Source organism: Paraburkholderia sp. JPY465 (genome assembly GCF_050436725.1).
Lineage (GTDB): Bacteria > Pseudomonadota > Gammaproteobacteria > Burkholderiales > Burkholderiaceae > Paraburkholderia > Paraburkholderia youngii.
In genome coordinates this window covers 194,227-210,306 of the sequence record NZ_JBNDMT010000007.1, presented here as the reverse complement: position 1 = coordinate 210,306, position 16,080 = coordinate 194,227, and the positions used below count along the sequence as shown (strand labels likewise).

Annotated in this window: 8 protein-coding genes, 8 pseudogenes and 2 other annotated features; of the genes and pseudogenes, 7 read left to right on the top strand and 9 right to left on the bottom strand. The window is 59.6% G+C overall.

Features of this window, described 5'->3' with window-relative positions; genetic code table 11:
• Positions 1-44 precede the first annotated feature (44 nt).
• The 3 pseudogenes from QFZ94_RS41540 to QFZ94_RS41530 form a co-directional block, all read left to right on the top strand.
• Positions 45-446 (top strand): annotated as a pseudogene (locus QFZ94_RS41540) (helix-turn-helix domain-containing protein); the annotation flags it as partial.
• A 104-nt stretch (positions 447-550) separates the two neighbouring features.
• Positions 551-1,816: pseudogene (locus QFZ94_RS41535) on the top strand (IS256 family transposase).
• A gap of 39 nt (positions 1,817-1,855) precedes the next feature.
• Positions 1,856-2,647: pseudogene (locus QFZ94_RS41530) on the top strand (IS30 family transposase); the annotation flags it as partial.
• A 38-nt stretch (positions 2,648-2,685) separates the two neighbouring features.
• Here the strand turns inward: QFZ94_RS41530 and QFZ94_RS41525 are convergent.
• Positions 2,686-3,571, bottom strand: a pseudogene (locus tag QFZ94_RS41525) (IS256 family transposase); the annotation flags it as partial.
• 47 nt (positions 3,572-3,618) lie between these two features.
• Here QFZ94_RS41525 and QFZ94_RS41520 point away from each other — a divergent pair.
• Positions 3,619-4,856 (top strand): IS3 family transposase gene (locus QFZ94_RS41520; RefSeq protein ID WP_429462140.1). Its coding sequence is split into 2 segments (ribosomal slippage): positions 3,619-3,922 and positions 3,922-4,856, totalling 1,239 coding nucleotides; the frame shifts between segments, so codons are not numbered across the junction.
• Positions 3,909-4,025: a sequence feature (AL1L pseudoknot), on the top strand. It overlaps the preceding gene by 117 nt.
• Positions 4,857-4,896: 40 nt before the next feature.
• On the opposite strand, the pseudogene QFZ94_RS41515 reads toward QFZ94_RS41520, so the two are convergent.
• The 3 genes and pseudogenes from QFZ94_RS41515 to QFZ94_RS41505 form a co-directional block, all read right to left on the bottom strand.
• Positions 4,897-5,283 (bottom strand): annotated as a pseudogene (locus QFZ94_RS41515) (transposase); the annotation flags it as partial.
• A 262-nt stretch (positions 5,284-5,545) separates the two neighbouring features.
• The gene (locus tag QFZ94_RS41510) at positions 5,546-5,695 is read right to left on the bottom strand and encodes a protease inhibitor I42 family protein (RefSeq protein WP_429463840.1); all 150 of its coding nucleotides are present in this window, start codon (positions 5,693-5,695) and stop codon (positions 5,546-5,548) included.
• Between the two features lie 264 nt (positions 5,696-5,959).
• Positions 5,960-6,754, bottom strand: a complete 795-nt coding sequence (locus tag QFZ94_RS41505; protein WP_429463838.1) for a C1 family peptidase — start codon at positions 6,752-6,754, stop codon at positions 5,960-5,962.
• A gap of 68 nt (positions 6,755-6,822) precedes the next feature.
• On the opposite strand from QFZ94_RS41505, the pseudogene QFZ94_RS41500 reads away from it, so the two are divergent.
• A pseudogene (locus QFZ94_RS41500) lies at positions 6,823-7,629 on the top strand (IS5 family transposase).
• Between the two features lie 139 nt (positions 7,630-7,768).
• Here the strand turns inward: QFZ94_RS41500 and QFZ94_RS41495 are convergent.
• The gene (locus QFZ94_RS41495; RefSeq protein ID WP_018435896.1) at positions 7,769-8,473 is read right to left on the bottom strand and encodes a hypothetical protein; all 705 of its coding nucleotides are present in this window, start codon (positions 8,471-8,473) and stop codon (positions 7,769-7,771) included.
• A 366-nt stretch (positions 8,474-8,839) separates the two neighbouring features.
• Between QFZ94_RS41495 and QFZ94_RS41490 the strand changes: the two genes are divergently transcribed.
• Entirely contained in the window at positions 8,840-9,994 is a 1,155-nt protein-coding gene (locus tag QFZ94_RS41490; protein ID WP_429463836.1) for an IS110 family transposase, read from the top strand.
• Between the two features lie 724 nt (positions 9,995-10,718).
• On the opposite strand, the pseudogene QFZ94_RS41485 reads toward QFZ94_RS41490, so the two are convergent.
• The 4 genes and pseudogenes from QFZ94_RS41485 to QFZ94_RS41470 form a co-directional block, all read right to left on the bottom strand.
• Positions 10,719-10,964: pseudogene (locus tag QFZ94_RS41485) on the bottom strand (ATP-binding protein); the annotation flags it as partial.
• Between the two features lie 168 nt (positions 10,965-11,132).
• On the bottom strand, positions 11,133-11,306 hold the full coding sequence (locus QFZ94_RS41480; protein WP_429464308.1) for a hypothetical protein: 174 nt from the start codon (positions 11,304-11,306) through the stop codon (positions 11,133-11,135).
• 596 nt (positions 11,307-11,902) lie between these two features.
• Positions 11,903-13,140 (bottom strand): IS3 family transposase gene (locus tag QFZ94_RS41475; RefSeq protein ID WP_429458928.1). Its coding sequence is split into 2 segments (ribosomal slippage): positions 11,903-12,837 and positions 12,837-13,140, totalling 1,239 coding nucleotides; the frame shifts between segments, so codons are not numbered across the junction.
• Positions 12,734-12,850 (bottom strand) — a sequence feature (AL1L pseudoknot). (Overlaps the previous gene by 117 nt.)
• A 655-nt stretch (positions 13,141-13,795) precedes the next feature.
• Positions 13,796-14,676: pseudogene (locus tag QFZ94_RS41470) on the bottom strand (ISL3 family transposase); the annotation flags it as partial.
• Between the two features lie 188 nt (positions 14,677-14,864).
• Here QFZ94_RS41470 and QFZ94_RS41465 point away from each other — a divergent pair.
• Complete coding sequence (locus QFZ94_RS41465; RefSeq protein WP_410853355.1) at positions 14,865-15,890, top strand: IS110 family transposase; 1,026 nt, start codon at positions 14,865-14,867, stop codon at positions 15,888-15,890.
• Positions 15,891-16,080 lie beyond the last annotated feature (190 nt).

The following is a 16,080-nucleotide window of genomic DNA, read 5'->3' as shown; positions in this document are numbered from 1 at the left end:
CACCTTTGATCGAGGAGATGTTTATGGGACGACCAGCGGGTTGGATGCATAAGTTGACAGGGCGAGGAGCGATGCGCTCGCCCGGTGCGCCGTCGCATCGGCGCGAGATCGAGCGGCGATTCTGGGAGCAAATCGCAACAGGCATTACAAGCGAGAAGGCTGCAGAGGCGGTTGGCGTGTCGCAGGCAGTAGGCACTCGCTGGTTCCGACATAATGGCGGCATGCCACTTTCCATGTTGAGCCCGATATCCGGGAGGTACCTGTCGTTCGCGGAGCGAGAAGAGATTGGACTACTTTCGCATCAAGGCGTCGGGGTGCGCGAGATTGCTCGCCGTATTGGACGCAACCCATCAACGGTCTCCCGGGAACTGACACGTAACGCTGCAACGCGTGGCGGGCAGCTTGAGTATCGGGCTTCGGTTGCGGAGCTATTGTCGAATCTGGTGTACAGCGGGAGCGGCGGGAATTTGAGAAGGCGGTGGCGGTCTAGCGAGAATGTTGCTTGTCAAAGGCACAACCAGCGAACCCGAGAAGGCCGGACCCGACCACCATGAAGAAGATTACGCAAGAAGCGAACAGCAGTAAAGCGCAAACGAAAAGCGTGCTAGATGAGCTGATCCAGCAAGGCGCGCGGCAGATCATTCAGCAGGCAGTCGAGGTGGAACTGGCGACCATGCTCGAACAGTACAGCAACGTGAAGTCGATCGACGGCCGGCGTGCCGTGGTGCGCAACGGCTACCTGCCCGAGCGCGAGGTCGTCACAGCGATCGGTCCGGTGACGGTTCAGGTGCCGAAGGTGCGGGATCGTTCGGGCTGGGGCATCCGGTTCAATTCGACGATCGTGCCGCCGTACGTGCGCAAGTCCGCGCGCGTGTCGGCAGCGCTGCCGTGGCTGTACCTGCGAGGCATCTCGACGGGCGACATGAGCGAAGCTATGGGCATCATGCTGGGCGGCCAGGTCAGCGGCATGTCGCCGAACGTCGTGAGCCGGCTGAAGGCCCAATGGGCCGATGAGCATGAGCAGTGGAATCGGCGTGAGCTGTCGTCGGCGCGCTGGGTCTGCTGGTGGGCCGACGGCATTCACACCGGTGTGCGCAGCGACGATTCCGACGGCCAGTGCCTGCTGGTGATCATTGGCGTCAAACCGGACGGGACGAAGGAACGTGTGGCCATCGGTGACGGCTACCGGGAATCGAAGGCATCGTGGAGCGAACTGCTGCTCGATCTGAAGAAGCGCGGCCTGCCGTCGGGGCACTGCTGGCCTGCGGCGATGGCGCGATGGGATTCTGGGCCGCGATGGAGGAAGTGTTCCCGCAGACGAAGCATCAGCGCTGCTGGTTTCACAAGATGGGTAACGTGCTCAATGCGCTGCCGAAATCCGCAGCAGGCTCGAGGCAAGAAGGCGATGCAGGACATCTGGATGGCGGCCACGCGCGCTGATGCACTGGCCGCATTCAATCACTTCGTCGACGCGTACTCGGCAAAGTACCCGAAGGTCGCCGAAAAGCTGACGGAAGATCGTGACGAGCTGCTCGCGTTTTACGATTTCCCGGCTGAACACTGGCAGCATCTGCGCACCACGAACCCGATTGAATCGACCTTTGCGACGGTGCGCCATCGCACGAAACGCACGCGCAACTGTGTATCGCGCGCGACGTTCCTCGGGCTGGCGTTCAAGCTGATCGAGTCGGCCGAAGAATCGTGGCGGCGCATCCGCGCCCCGGAAAAGCTCACTTCGATGCTTGACGGGATGACGTTCAAGGATGGAGAACCGGTGACCGACAGCACACCGGCTCAGCAATCGCTAGCCGCCTGATTACGCCGAGACCGCATACACCAGATTTGACTTTAACTCTCGGTTGCGCAGTGGAAGGCGGAGCTGGTTGCCAAAAGACCCAAACCTTCGAAACTGGTGACTAACTCGCGGCTGCGCCACTACGTGCAAGACCGTCTGGAGGGCAAGGTTCGCGACGCTGATGGTCGTGAGATTTCTGGGCCACGGCAAGCACCATTCAAAGGGAGAAACAAACCGCATCGCGGTGATCGCAAATGGGTCAATGGCTGGTCGCCCGAACAGATTTCCAATCGGCTGCAGATCGACTTCCCGGATGACGAATCCATGCGCATCTCTCACGAAGCCATTTACCAGGCTCTTTATATCCAGGGCCGAGGTGCTCTCAAGCGCGAGCTGGTCAACTGCTTGCGCACTGGGCGGGCGTTGCGCGTGCCGAGGGCCCGGGCACAGGCCAAGGCCTGGGCGCACGTTAGCGAGGAGGTGATGATCTCCAGCCGGCCTGCTGAAGCGCAAGATCGTGCTGTGCCAGGGCATTGGGAAGGTGACCTGATCATCGGCCTAAACCGGTCCGCGATCGGAACGCTGGTTGAGCGGTCAAGCCGGTTCACCATGCTCGTCCATCTGCCTCGCGAGGAGGGCTACGGGCTGATTCCCAGAACGAAGAATGGTCCTGCGCTGGCTGGCTACGGAGCTGTCACGATGGCCAATGCGCTCAAGAAGACCGTGACTGACCTGCCCGCCCAGTTGTGGCGGTCATTGACCTGGGATCGTGGCAAAGAACTATCCGATCACGCCCGTTTCACGGTCGAGTCCGGGGTACAGGTATTCTTCGCCGACCCGCACAGTCCATGGAGTTAAAGTCAAATCTGGTGTATGCGGTCTCGGCGTAATCAGGCGGCTAGCGATTGCTGAGCCGGTGTGCTGTCGGTCACCGGTTCTCCATCCTTGAACGACATCCCGTCAAGCATCGAAGTGAGCTTTTCCGGGGCGCGGATGCGCCGCCACGATTCTTCGGCCGACTCGATCAGCTTGAACGCCAGCCCGAGGAACGTCGCGCGCGATACACAGTTGCGCGTGCGTTTCGTGCGATGGCGCACCGTCGCAAAGGTCGATTCAATCGGGTTCGTGGTGCGCAGATGCTGCCAGTGTTCAGCCGGGAAATCGTAAAACGCGAGCAGCTCGTCACGATCTTCCGTCAGCTTTTCGGCGACCTTCGGGTACTTTGCCGAGTACGCGTCGACGAAGTGATTGAATACGGCCAGTGCATCAGCGCGCGTGGCCGCCATCCAGATGTCCTGCATCGCCTTCTTGCCTCGAGCCTGCTGCGGATTTCGGCAGCGCATTGAGCACGTTACCCATCTTGTGAAACCAGCAGCGCTGATGCTTCGTCTGCGGGAACACTTCCTCCATCGCGGCCCAGAATCCCATCGCGCCATCGCCGCAGGCCAGCAGTGGCCCCGACGGCAGGCCGCGCTTCTTCAGATCGAGCAGCAGTTCGCTCCACGATGCCTTCGATTCCCGGTAGCCGTCACCGATGGCCACACGTTCCTTCGTCCCGTCCGGTTTGACGCCAATGATCACCAGCAGGCACTGGCCGTCGGAATCGTCGCTGCGCACACCGGTGTGAATGCCGTCGGCCCACCAGTAGACCCAGCGCGCCGACGACAGCTCACGCCGATTCCACTGCTCATGCTCATCGGCCCATTGGGCCTTCAGCCGGCTCACGACGTTCGGCGACATGCCGCTGACCTGGCCGCCCAGCATGATGCCCATTGAACCGCCCCGGGTTTTCCGGAGACTCCACTTCTTGAGAAAATGGAGCTATGGAAAACACGAAGAGGAAATCCCCAAGATACTCGCCGGAAGTGCGTGAGCGGGCTGTGCGAATGGTGCTGGAACATCAAGGCGACCGGGAATCGCAATGGAAAGTGATCGCGTCGATTGCGGCGAAGTTTGGCTGCTCGGGCGAGACGCTGCGTAGCTGGGTGCGCAAGGAGGAGCGGGATCGGGGTTTGCGCCCGGGCACGAGTACGCAGGAGCAGGATCGGCTCAAGGAACTGGAGCGGGAAGTACGTGAGCTTCGGCAGGTCAATGAAATCCTGCGCAAGGCGTCAGCGTATTTCGCACAGGCGGAGCTCGACCGCCGACCGAAGTGATGATCACGTTCATCGATGATCACCGGCACGTCTACGGGGTCGAGCCGATCTGCAGGGTGCTGCCAATCGCACCGTCGACGTACTACACCCATGTGGCTCGCCGCGCCAATCCTGACCTGGTGCCGCCGCGGGCCCAGCGTGACAGGATGCTCAAGGATGAGATCCGGCGCGCGTGGGAAGAAAACTTCCAGGTCTATGGCGCAGACAAGGTCTGGACGCAATTGAAGCGCGAAGGCATTGTCGTGGCGCGCTGCACGGTCGAGCGGCTGATGAAGCAGATGGGCCTGCGCGGCGTGGTGCGGGGCAAGACGGTACGTACGACAGTGAGCGATGGTTCGACGCCGTGCCCGAAGGATCTGGTGAAGCGGCAATTCACGGCCGAACGGCCCAATGCGCTGTGGGTTTCAGATTTTACCTATGTATCGAGCTGGCAGGGCTTCGTCTATGTCGCGTTCATCATCGACGTGTTCGCCCGACGCATTGTCGGCTGGCGCGTGTCGAGCTCGGCGCGCACGGACTTCGTTCTGGACGCACTGGAGCAGGCCTTGTACGAACGACAGCCGGCGCAGCAGGACGGGCTGATCCATCACAGCGACCGCGGCGTGCAATACGTATCGATCCGCTATACGGATCGGCTGGTCGAGGCGGGCATCGAGCCGTCGGTGGGCAGCGTGGGCGACTCCTACGATAACGCACTGGCTGAAACGATCAACGGCTTGTACAAGGCAGAGGTCATCCATCGCCTCGGACCGTGGCGCAATCTGCAGGCCGTTGAAATGGCGACGCTCGAATGGGTGGACTGGTTCAACAATCGTCGGCTCTTCGGCCCCATCGGCAACATTCCACCCGCGCAGGCCGAAGCCGCTTATTATGCAAATCTCGCTGGGTCTGCCGCCGTGGCATGACTCAAGCAAAATAGTCTCCGGGAAACCCGGGGCGGTTCACCATAGCTTCGCTCATGTCGCCCGTCGAGATGCCTCGCAGGTACAGCCACGGCAGCGCTGCCGACACGCGCGCGGACTTGCGCACGTACGGCGGCACGATCGTCGAATTGAACCGGATGCCCCAGCCCGAACGATCCCGCACCTTCGGCACCTGAACCGTCACCGGACCGATCGCTGTGACGACCTCGCGCTCGGGCAGGTAGCCGTTGCGCACCACGGCACGCCGGCCGTCGATCGACTTCACGTTGCTGTACTGTTCGAGCATGGTCGCCAGTTCCACCTCGACTGCCTGCTGAATGATCTGCCGCGCGCCTTGCTGGATCAGCTCATCTAGCACGCTTTTCGTTTGCGCTTTACTGCTGTTCGCTTCTTGCGTAATCTTCTTCATGGTGGTCGGGTCCGGCCTTCTCGGGTTCGCTGGTTGTGCCTTTGACAAGCAACATTCTCGCTAGACCGCCACCGCCATCTCAAATTCCCGCCGCTCCCGCTGTACACCAGATTCGACAATAGCTCAACCGAGATTTCATGCGCCTTGAGGCCTGATCTACAGGCGCCAGAAATGACGCAATCCGCTAACCAGCTGAATCTATTCGAAATTTAACCGGACACTACTGATGGCGGCAGTATCTTCAGCGTGACCGCGAAACGCTTCAGAATGGCGCGGTCGCCCTCCCAGGGCGCCACAATTTAAGCTTGAGATAAGTCGTACCTGGTGCCATAACATGGAAAGTCCAGTGTGCTTTGCCGCCGCTTCCAACCGCTTCCGAACCGCCGATATAGTCGCTCTCCTGCAGTTCCACGAGGCCGGTGTCCAATCCATCGACGCCCAGCGATAGCCGGTCGTCGCATTTTCAGACAGATACAGCACGAACGTCTCGCCCGCACCTAGCTCCATGGTCGTGCCGTTGTCGGCTTCCGCTATCGTCCGGCTATCGTTATGTCTCAAAGCTTTCGCACCTTCAATAGGAGTACAAGCAAGACCAAACCCAAGATGGCAAGGCACCATCTCAATGTCGCCGCGCGCGGCGGAATGCGTAATCGGAGCCAGCCACCAATACATGGACTCATACCGTGATGCCATAACTCTCGTTAAAGAACCCTGCATTGATATATGCCTCGCTCGCGTAAGCAAAACCTTTGTCCCCCCAGGAGTCGCCCCAGCTGTTCCGAATAATGAAACGGTGGTCCTGCGTATAACCCACAACGCACGCCGCATGTCCGCCGCCGACCGTACTGGGCTGGAACGCGTCGAGGTTCCCGTTCGTCGTGGTTGCATTGTCCCACGTGGCATCGACGTTAACGCCGACCAGGATCGGACCGTGCGACGCAAGCCATACCCGCCAACGATTCAGATCTTTTCCCAAATTAAAGTACGCGGATAAGCGTCGTGTCGCGGCAGTGGCGTAAAATTTTTCCTCACCATCCGTATACATCAAGGTGTTGATGTGAAAAGGCAATAGCTCATTGGTTACCACACCATAATTGCGGCAAATCTCCATCGCTGCTTTCAGACTCGTTCCCGCTTCCTCTATGAAGGATTCTGGTCGCGCGACAAATTCATCGGACTCCTTCGATGCCATCCATGTATAGCGTGGTGACAGCAATTCGTTCTGCCCCAACTTGCCAGCCTTGACCAGGTGATAGCGCATCACGCCGTCCGTCGACCCCCATCCAACGCAGGAGCCCGTCGCCTGCTGATCACCGATCGCCCACCAAGGGACGCGGAGATCGTAACTGGACGGTAATGCTGCTACTGCTCCTACTGCTTCAGCTTCGATCGCATGCTCAAATCGCCAGTCGCGTTCTGTGCCTTTAGAGGGCACAAGATTGCAAATGCGGCGAATCGCTTTACCGTTCATGTTGTTTGCTCCTTTCTCTTAGCTAGAAGGTGTTAGGCACTTTCGGCCAGACCTGGTAACCTGGCGGAATGAAAAAACGCAGGCCTTACCCAACGGATGTATCGGATGAAGAGTGGTACTTCGCCGCTCCATACCTGACCTTGATGAGCAAAGACGCACCGTAGCGCCGCTACGAACTGCGCGAGATGTTCAACGCGCTGCGCTGGATCGTGCGCGCGGGTGCACCGTGGCGGTTGTTGCCCAACGACTTTCCGCCGTGGGAGATGGTCTACCAGCAAACGCAACGCTGGATTCAGGCAGGCTGTTTCGAGGCCATGGTGAGCGACCTGCGTTCGATCATCCGCGTCGCGCAGGAACGCCGTGGTCGACCCGGCGCGGTCATTCTCGACGGGCGTACGCTGCAGTCGACCTGCGAGAGTGGGTCTCGAGCCGGTTACGACGGCTACAAACGCAAGCGCGGCAGCAAGGTCCACATGGCGGTTGATACCTTGGGGCAGTTGCTTGCGGTGCATGTGACACCGGCCAATGAGCAGGAGCGCGCGCAGGTCGGTGAACTGGCGCGTCAGGTTCAGCAGGCCACGGGCCGCACGGTCAAGGGGGCGTTTGCGGAGCAGGGATATACCGGCGAAGAGCCTGCGCAGGCGGCACTCGATGAGGGTATTGAACTGCAGGTGATCAAGCTGCCGGAGGCGAAAAAGGGCTTCGTGCTGTTGCCGCGCCGCTGCGTGGTCGAGCGCAGCTTCGGCTGGCTCAACCGCTTCCGCAGACTGGCCAGAGACTACGAGCGGTTGCCCGAAACCCTGGCTGGATTGCACTTCGTCGTATTCTCCGTGCTTATGCTTGTCCACTTTGCATCCCTTAACAAAAGTGCCTAACACCCTCTAGGGCTTGATGTCCAGGTTGTGTTCGCCGCTCTAAACGAGATCTGGACGCCCGCGAGGCGGAAAACGTTGAAGGCGTCGGAATCGACAGCACCGATGCGCAGCAAGCCAATTACTGTGCATCGGCTAACCATTACTTGGCGTCGGGTTTGACGTAGTTGTAATTAACGGCCGTATAGGCGTACGAGTAGGATTCGTGCTCCTCGCTGCCGCAATTGACCTTGACGAACCATGAGCTCGCTTGAGAGTCCGAGTAGGCGTAGACGAAGTTGGTGACCGGAACGTTAAGCACAGGCATGACTGAAATGGTCCCGATCACCGTGCCGAATTTCGACGTGACAGTACTCTTTTTCGTTTGTGCCTGTACATCGCCCATCTCGGTCGTGAGATAGTCAAGCATCGGTGCCACGTCTCCGCCGAGACCGCCGAGAATTGCAGAAAAGAACTGCTCGGTAATGGAGACCGCGGTACCGGAACCGCTCTCGCTATTCTGGTCAACGCTCGTAATGCCCATGCCCGCGACGGAATTCATGGCTTGCGTCATCGTGCTCTGGTCGACAAGGTACAGCCCCGATTCCACTGCCTGTCCTGAGGTATTCAGAACGGCTGTTTTGATGGTCGAGGACATTGTCAACGCCTGCTTGAACGCGTCCACCACCTGGGTTTTCACGTCCGCAGGCCAGGAGTTCTCGAGGTACGCGAACAGAAAGTCCGAGCCGGCCGCGTGCATCCACTCCCCGTCATCCGTCAAGGTAACGTGATAACTGCGATAGGCACGTTCTTCACGTTCCATGCGGCGGACAATGTTGCGATGTGCAAGGTAGTTACGAACACTCATGGCGATCTCCTTTAAATCAGGTTGTTAATGCGAAGAAAGTTAAATGATTTAATGACAAATGGATTTAATGTCCAACCATCCCTGAAGGCTACTATTTTTCATGTAAAATATTGCAATACACTGCCGCATTACTTGCTTTCGTTAACTGGCCGATCACTTTGTGCAGCACATCGCTGCTCGCTGCCCCGCATTGATATGCTCGCCGCTAGCAGCTGTCGCCCCGTCAATCGCCTAATGAAAGCGACAATATCTCTCTGGAGGGTCGCGATGTAGGGGGATAGAGTTCCCTAGATCCTATGTGCAGGGGGCCATAGGCTGATCGGTAGAATCAGCCTGTCGGGATGGAGCTGCTTATGGGAGAGCGTCATGCGTACACACGGAACGGATTGGGTCAACGCGACGGACGCGGTGCTGGCTGTATCGGTTGAACTGGCGGCGGCCAAGTGGAAGGTCGCGCTGCATGACGGATGTCGCGAGAGTCCGTCGATTCACACGGTCGCGCAAACGGACCCGGCTGCCCGCCTGCAGGCGGTGCTGACGCTGATTGCAACACAAAGGCAGGCATGGTCACTGCCGCACAATACACGGGTCGTCGTGAGCTACGAAGCCGGCCAGGACGCATTCTGGATCTGCCGGGCCCTGCAGACCCACGGCATTGAATGTTACGTCGTGGATCCCGCGAGCATCCCGGTGGAGCGCCACAGGCGGCGCGCGAAGACCGACCGGCTCGACGGCACGAAGCTGGTCATCAACCTGCGTGCCTGGCTGCGCGGCGAACGCGACCGCATGCACGTGGTCCACGTACCATCACCGCAGGACGAAGCGTCACGCCACCTGATGCGTGAGCGCGGCCAGCTGCAGAAGGAAGTGCTGCAGCACCGTGACCGGATGCGCAAGCTGCTGGCCACACTGGGCTGCTGGGATGACGTCGACAGCAGGAAATTCGCCACCAGGCTCGCGCGCCGTGAAGTGCGCTGTCACGATGGTGCGCCGCTGCCCGAAGAGCTCCACCAACGGCTGCTGCGCGAGTGCGAGCGGCTGGCGCTGGCCGAGCAGCAGCTGGCCGCGCTGGAGAAGGCGTACCGTGCCCAGTTGCCCGAACCTGCGCGCGAGCGTATCGATCAGCTCACACGCTTGAGCGGCATTGGACCGGTCAGCGGCTCGAGACTCGCGCTGGAGCTCTTCTGGAGGCAGTTCGCCAACCGCCGTCAGGTCGGCGCCTGTACGGGACTGGTCCCGCAGCCCTATGACAGCGGCGAGAGTCAGGTGGACCAGGGCATCAGTAAACAGGGCAACCGCCGCGTACGCGCGTTACTGATCGAAACGGCGTGGACGTGGATCCGCTACCAGCCCCGCAGTGCGCTCACCCGCTGGTTCAACGAGCGCACGCAGGGCACTGGCCCGAACCGGCGCGCCCGACGCATTGCGATCGGCGCGGTGGCACGGCGCCTGGTCGTTGCACTGTGGCGCTACCTGACGGACGCCGTGATTCCTGAGGGTGCACAACTGAAAACACCATGAGGAAACCTATTGAGTAGCAACACAACCGTTGGATGAGGAAAACATTCCACTTGGTCGAAGTGAACATGCCCGTACAGCCTGCGGGTTGCCCACGCAACCGATTCTCTAGATGGGGCATGTTCCTGGCAAGCCTTCCAGCGTTACGCGCATAGGATGAGGCCGGCGATGCCCGTCGGCGGATAGAAGGAAGTGAGACGTTGATGTCTCACGTGCGCGACCATCGGCTTCAGACCAGAGGAGGATGCAGTTCCGATGCCAACAGCAGCCACCCCATGTGCCTGCATGGTGGGGGGGCGCGATACCCCCGCGCCCTCCACCATGAGGCAGCATATTGGCCCGGTGGGCGTCAAGGGTTCGGGCCTGACCGGCCCCGAGGCTTTGCCTAGCCCTTGACGCACATGTGTGGAGGGGAAAGAAACGGTTCAGTTAAAAATAGTCCTTGAAAATTTACTGCTCATAGAAGCAGGCTGTTGAATTTGGGTCCCGTGTAAACGGGGTTTGAGGGACGGGCGTTATTGATATCGTGTTCATGATCTTTGGCAGCGGCTGCGATGGCGGAATGGATGAGATGCAGGAACCCCTGTTCACGACGGTCAAGCTCGAGGAGTTCGTCCCGGCAGATCACCCGTTGCGACCGATCCGGTTGCTGATGTCAAACGCAATCTCAAGTTGATACAGCTTCGGACGCGAACGCAATCGTAGTTTGATACACCCCGTCCTGCGGTTATTGGGTGGCGCTGACCTCCTTCGAATTGCGTTTGCGTTTGACGTCGTTCTCGTCGCTTAGGTATGGCGGCGGGACACGGTTGATCATGCCGGCCTGACGTTTCTCCTTCAGTCTGTACGAGTCGCCGGAGATCGGGACGACGTGTGCGTGATGAAGCAGTCGATCGAGGAGTGCCGCCGTGAGCGTGGCGTCGTCGGCGAAGGTCTGGTCCCACTGGCCGAATGGCAAATTGCTCGTCATTATATGGAATTGAGGGCTTTTTCTACCTTTGTTTCTTTCTATCTGGTGCGGTGAGCCGGTCAGGCGTCGGCGTCTTCTTGAGTCGCAGGAGTAGACGGTCTATAGCTTTCTGGTCGCCTTCCACTGCTGCACGTTCATCGTCGGTCAGCGGTATCTCCTGCAGCATCCGTATCATTCCAGTCTTCGATTGGAGCAGGTCGGCGCGGGACGATTCCTTCGGAATGTAAAAGTCGCAACGTGCGCAAGCCATGCGGTGCGGACACTGATCGAAGAATTCGTACGAGCACTAGCCTTGATGGCGACGTGGTCGTCACCTGTGCTGATATACGAATAAGCCAGCAACACGTTGCGTGACTGAGCGGGATCGAAACCGTCAGTGTTCTTCACGGTGTCCGGCGTGAAACATGTAGCGGGGGTCTTCTAGTCAGGTGTGGTGCCAGAGGGACAAGCAACCCGCTGACGCTGTACGCGAAGCTTGGTGCCAGGACCTTTATATTCCATGCGACTACTCCCGCAACGCCATCGGTGACAATATGGAAATTGGGCGAGTTCTGCAAGGTGATGCGATAGAGTGTGAAAGCGGAGCCTCCCGTCACCTGGACAAGCCGGGGATTTTGCTGGTGTAGTCCGGAGATCTTGTTTTGATAGGCTGGGCGACGTCCCACCAGGTGCGCCTGCCCGCATTGGCGCCGCTGGTGAGCAAGCTGCCACCACGACCGTCGATGGTCCCGTCACCCAGAATCGCGCTGCCCGTAGTTGTCTGTGCAAGTATGAGCGGATTGCAAGATTTTTTATTTGATGTAGTCGCAGTACCGCACGTTCCCGCACCATTATCGAAGTCTGCGGGATTGCGAGAGGCGAATAGCGTCACGCCTCGGTCGATCCACAACGATACTCCGGATTGAACCGCCCCGGGTTTCCCGGAGACTATTTTGCTTGAGTCATGCCACGGCGGCAGACCCAGCGAGATTTGCATAATAAGCGGCTTCGGCCTGCGCGGGTGGAATGTTGCCGATGGGGCCGAAGAGCCGACGATTGTTGAACCAGTCCACCCATTCGAGCGTCGCCATTTCAACGGCCTGCAGATTGCGCCACGGTCCGAGGCGATGGATGACCTCTGCCTTGTACAAGCCGTTGATCGTTTCAGCCAGTGCGTTATCGTAGGAGTCGCCCACGCTGCCCACCGACGGCTCGATGCCCGCCTCGACCAGCCGATCCGTATAGCGGATCGATACGTATTGCACGCCGCGGTCGCTGTGATGGATCAGCCCGTCCTGCTGCGCCGGCTGTCGTTCGTACAAGGCCTGCTCCAGTGCGTCCAGAACGAAGTCCGTGCGCGCCGAGCTCGACACGCGCCAGCCGACAATGCGTCGGGCGAACACGTCGATGATGAACGCGACATAGACGAAGCCCTGCCAGCTCGATACATAGGTAAAATCTGAAACCCACAGCGCATTGGGCCGTTCGGCCGTGAATTGCCGCTTCACCAGATCCTTCGGGCACGGCGTCGAACCATCGCTCACTGTCGTACGTACCGTCTTGCCCCGCACCACGCCGCGCAGGCCCATCTGCTTCATCAGCCGCTCGACCGTGCAGCGCGCCACGACAATGCCTTCGCGCTTCAATTGCGTCCAGACCTTGTCTGCGCCATAGACCTGGAAGTTTTCTTCCCACGCGCGCCGGATCTCATCCTTGAGCATCCTGTCACGCTGGGCCCGCGGCGGCACCAGGTCAGGATTGGCGCGGCGAGCCACATGGGTGTAGTACGTCGACGGTGCGATTGGCAGCACCCTGCAGATCGGCTCGACCCCGTAGACGTGCCGGTGATCATCGATGAACGTGATCATCACTTCGGTCGGCGGTCGAGCTCCGCCTGTGCGAAATACGCTGACGCCTTGCGCAGGATTTCATTGACCTGCCGAAGCTCACGTACTTCCCGCTCCAGTTCCTTGAGCCGATCCTGCTCCTGCGTACTCGTGCCCGGGCGCAAACCCCGATCCCGCTCCTCCTTGCGCACCCAGCTACGCAGCGTCTCGCCCGAGCAGCCAAACTTCGCCGCAATCGACGCGATCACTTTCCATTGCGATTCCCGGTCGCCTTGATGTTCCAGCACCATTCGCACAGCCCGCTCACGCACTTCCGGCGAGTATCTTGGGGATTTCTTCTTCGTGTTTTCCATAGCTCCATTTTCTCAAGAAGTGGAGTCTCCGGAAAACCCGGGGCGGTTCAGATTTTAGCCTGAGCGGACCACTGAGAAAGCCGGGATCTCCTGATGCACCGGTGACAAGCTTAACCGCTTGGCCTGCCGGACAGGCGTCGATTGCGTCTTGGATGCGCGCGGTGTCCGGATTGGACGAAGATGCATTCGCGTCCCACATATCGATGGAGCCGTTGACCGGCGCAAGCGATGCTTCGAGCCGCCTGCAGACGGTTGCAGGTAGTGACGGTTCGTTGACTGTGCCCCATTGTGTCTTTACGGGCCGTAACTTGTCCGCTGACGTGGATGCCAACGCGGGCGCAATCACGAGAAGTGACCGATGAGGCCTGAGGTGTTTCACCACCTGTCCCACAAAGAGCGCGCGGTCCCTACCGGAACGTACACTTCATGCGAACAGATGTTGCGCTCCAGATCGGGGGCGTCTACTATTATCAGACAAAACTGAGTTGTCGCTTACCCTTCTGAACGATCGCGCGTAAAACTTGCGAACCGTCCCTCTGAAAATCTTCAGACGCCTTTACTGGCGAGGGGCGCGCCCGTATGTGTGCAGGTGGAAGACCACCGTTCGAATACAATCGTAAGAAAAATGTGGCTCTGTTGAGATTTGAGTGGGTTGTGCCGCGTGCGGGTTGATCGAAGTGAAGTCGAGCTTGCCGGCGATCAGGAACAGCACCGTACGCATGGTCGTGAGGTTGGCGTAACCGCGCGCGCGTCGCTTGCCGGCCTGAAAAAGGCCGTTGAGGGCCTCCCGGAAGCCGTTTGTCTGACGCGTCTGGGTCCAGGCGACGATGCCGTCGAAGTGCTTGCGGATCATGCGCGCAACCTCCTTCATGGGTTCGACCTTGGAGCGCATCACGTTGATACACCACTGCTCGAGCATCTCGGAGACGACGTTGATCTGCTTGCGATCGAGGATGTCGCGCAATTGCTCGCGATAGAGCCAGGCCCGGGCGGTGCGCTTGGTCGTGACGTTAGCAACGAGCGCGTCCAGATCGGCACGCTGCGCCACGCTCAGCCGATCGCGGTCCTTGAGCAGTGCCCAGCGCAGGCCCTTGAGGGCCGGGTCGGTCTTCTGTTCGAGCCGCGCGTCTTGTCCAGAGCAAACGATGCCTGAGCGACAACGTGGAATCTGTCGAAGATGATGCGGGCGTTGGGCAGGTGCTCGCTGACGCCCTTGATGAAGGCAGGCGACATGTCGATGCTGACCGAGGTGATTGGCCCGGGCGTGGCGTTGTGCGCTTGCAGATGGGCGGCAAACTGCTCGATGGTGGCGGCGTCCCGGCCTTCGGTAACGAACACGACCTTGCGTTGCTTGGCGTCGGCCACGAGAGTCAGATAGTTGTGCCCACGCTTATAGGAGGTCTCGTCCACGGCAGCGTTCGTCACGTCCGACAGATCGATCTCGGCCAACGCCAGTTCGACGTAGCGCTTGCAGATCGCGTGCACGCGGTGCCACGACTCGCCGACGGCGCGGGCCACCGCAGCAAAAGGCATTTGCGCCACTGTGATGGACTTGTGGGACTTCGGTCAAAGCGACGTACGCTACTCGACTGCTCATCCGGAATGGCCGAGCGCAATGGAGGTCGCCCCTGGCATTCACATCTACGACCTCCCCCCCTGTAATGGGATGGTCACCCCCTCCCCGCAGCAGGGGTACTCTGCCGGGATTCCTTGGGAGATCTGCCATGCAAAACGTCACATTGGTCGGTATTGATCTGGGTAAGCACGCTTTTCACCTTCATGGTCAGGATGCGGCGGGTAAAGCGGTGTTTCGCAGAAAGTTATCGCGCAAGCAACTGATTGAGTTCTTCGCCACGCTCCATCCATGCACGATAGTCATGGAGGCGTGTGCTGGTGCGCACTGCATGGCACGCAAGATCGCCGAACTCGGGCACGAGGCAAAGCTGATCTCGCCGCAGTTCGTACGCCCGTTCGTGAAGAGCAACAAGAACGATTTCGTCGATGCCGAGGCAATCTGCGAAGCAGCTTCCCGACCGTCAATGCGCTTCGTAACGCCGAAGACTGTATCGCAGCAGACACTGTCTGCCCTGCACCGGGTACGCGACTCACTCGTTCGGGACAAGGTTTGCACGACCAATCAGATGCATGGATTCCTGCTTGAATTCGGCGTCACGCTACCTGTCGGCAATGCCGTTGTCAGGCGCCTGCCCGCGTTGCTGGCCGAGCACTCCCTCCCGCCACGTCTCGTCGCGATTCTTGAGCGCCTGCATGCGCATTTCAAATATCTTTCGGAGCAGATTGGCGAGATCGAGAAGGAGCTCAACCGGCAGCTTGCGGATGACGCTATAGCCCAGCGACTGCTTACCATTCCGGGAGTTGGACCGATTACCGCAAGCTTACTTGCCTCAGAACTCGGCGATGGAAAGCAGTATCGATGCGGCCGCGACTTTGCCGCTGCCGTCGGACTGGTCCCCCGCCAGTACAGTACGGGAGGCCGGTCGAACCTGTTGGGAATTTCCAAGCGGGGGGACAAGAACATTCGCCGGTTGCTCGTCCAGTGTGCCCGTGCCTTCATGCTGCATCTGAACAGGCACACGGGCAAGATGGCCGACTGGGTGCGCTCAATGCTCGCGCGACGACACTCAAACGTAGTGGCCTGTGCGCTCGCTAACAAGTTCGCGCGAATAGCCTGGGCCATTGCGAGTCGCGACGCTGTATTCGACCCATGCACGCGAAGCGCCCCTCGATGAGCCACCTCCCGCCGAACTGCTTTACCGAAGTCGATCCATCTGGTTTTGCGATTGCTGAATACTGATGACGTGAACGGCAAACCGGCCTGACGGAAACCCTGAGAGGTTAACCAGCTTCTGAAGCTGCCCCTGTTATCAGGACCATCAGGCGCGATTCTCATCGAGGCGCGACGGCTCATCCCGCTCTGAC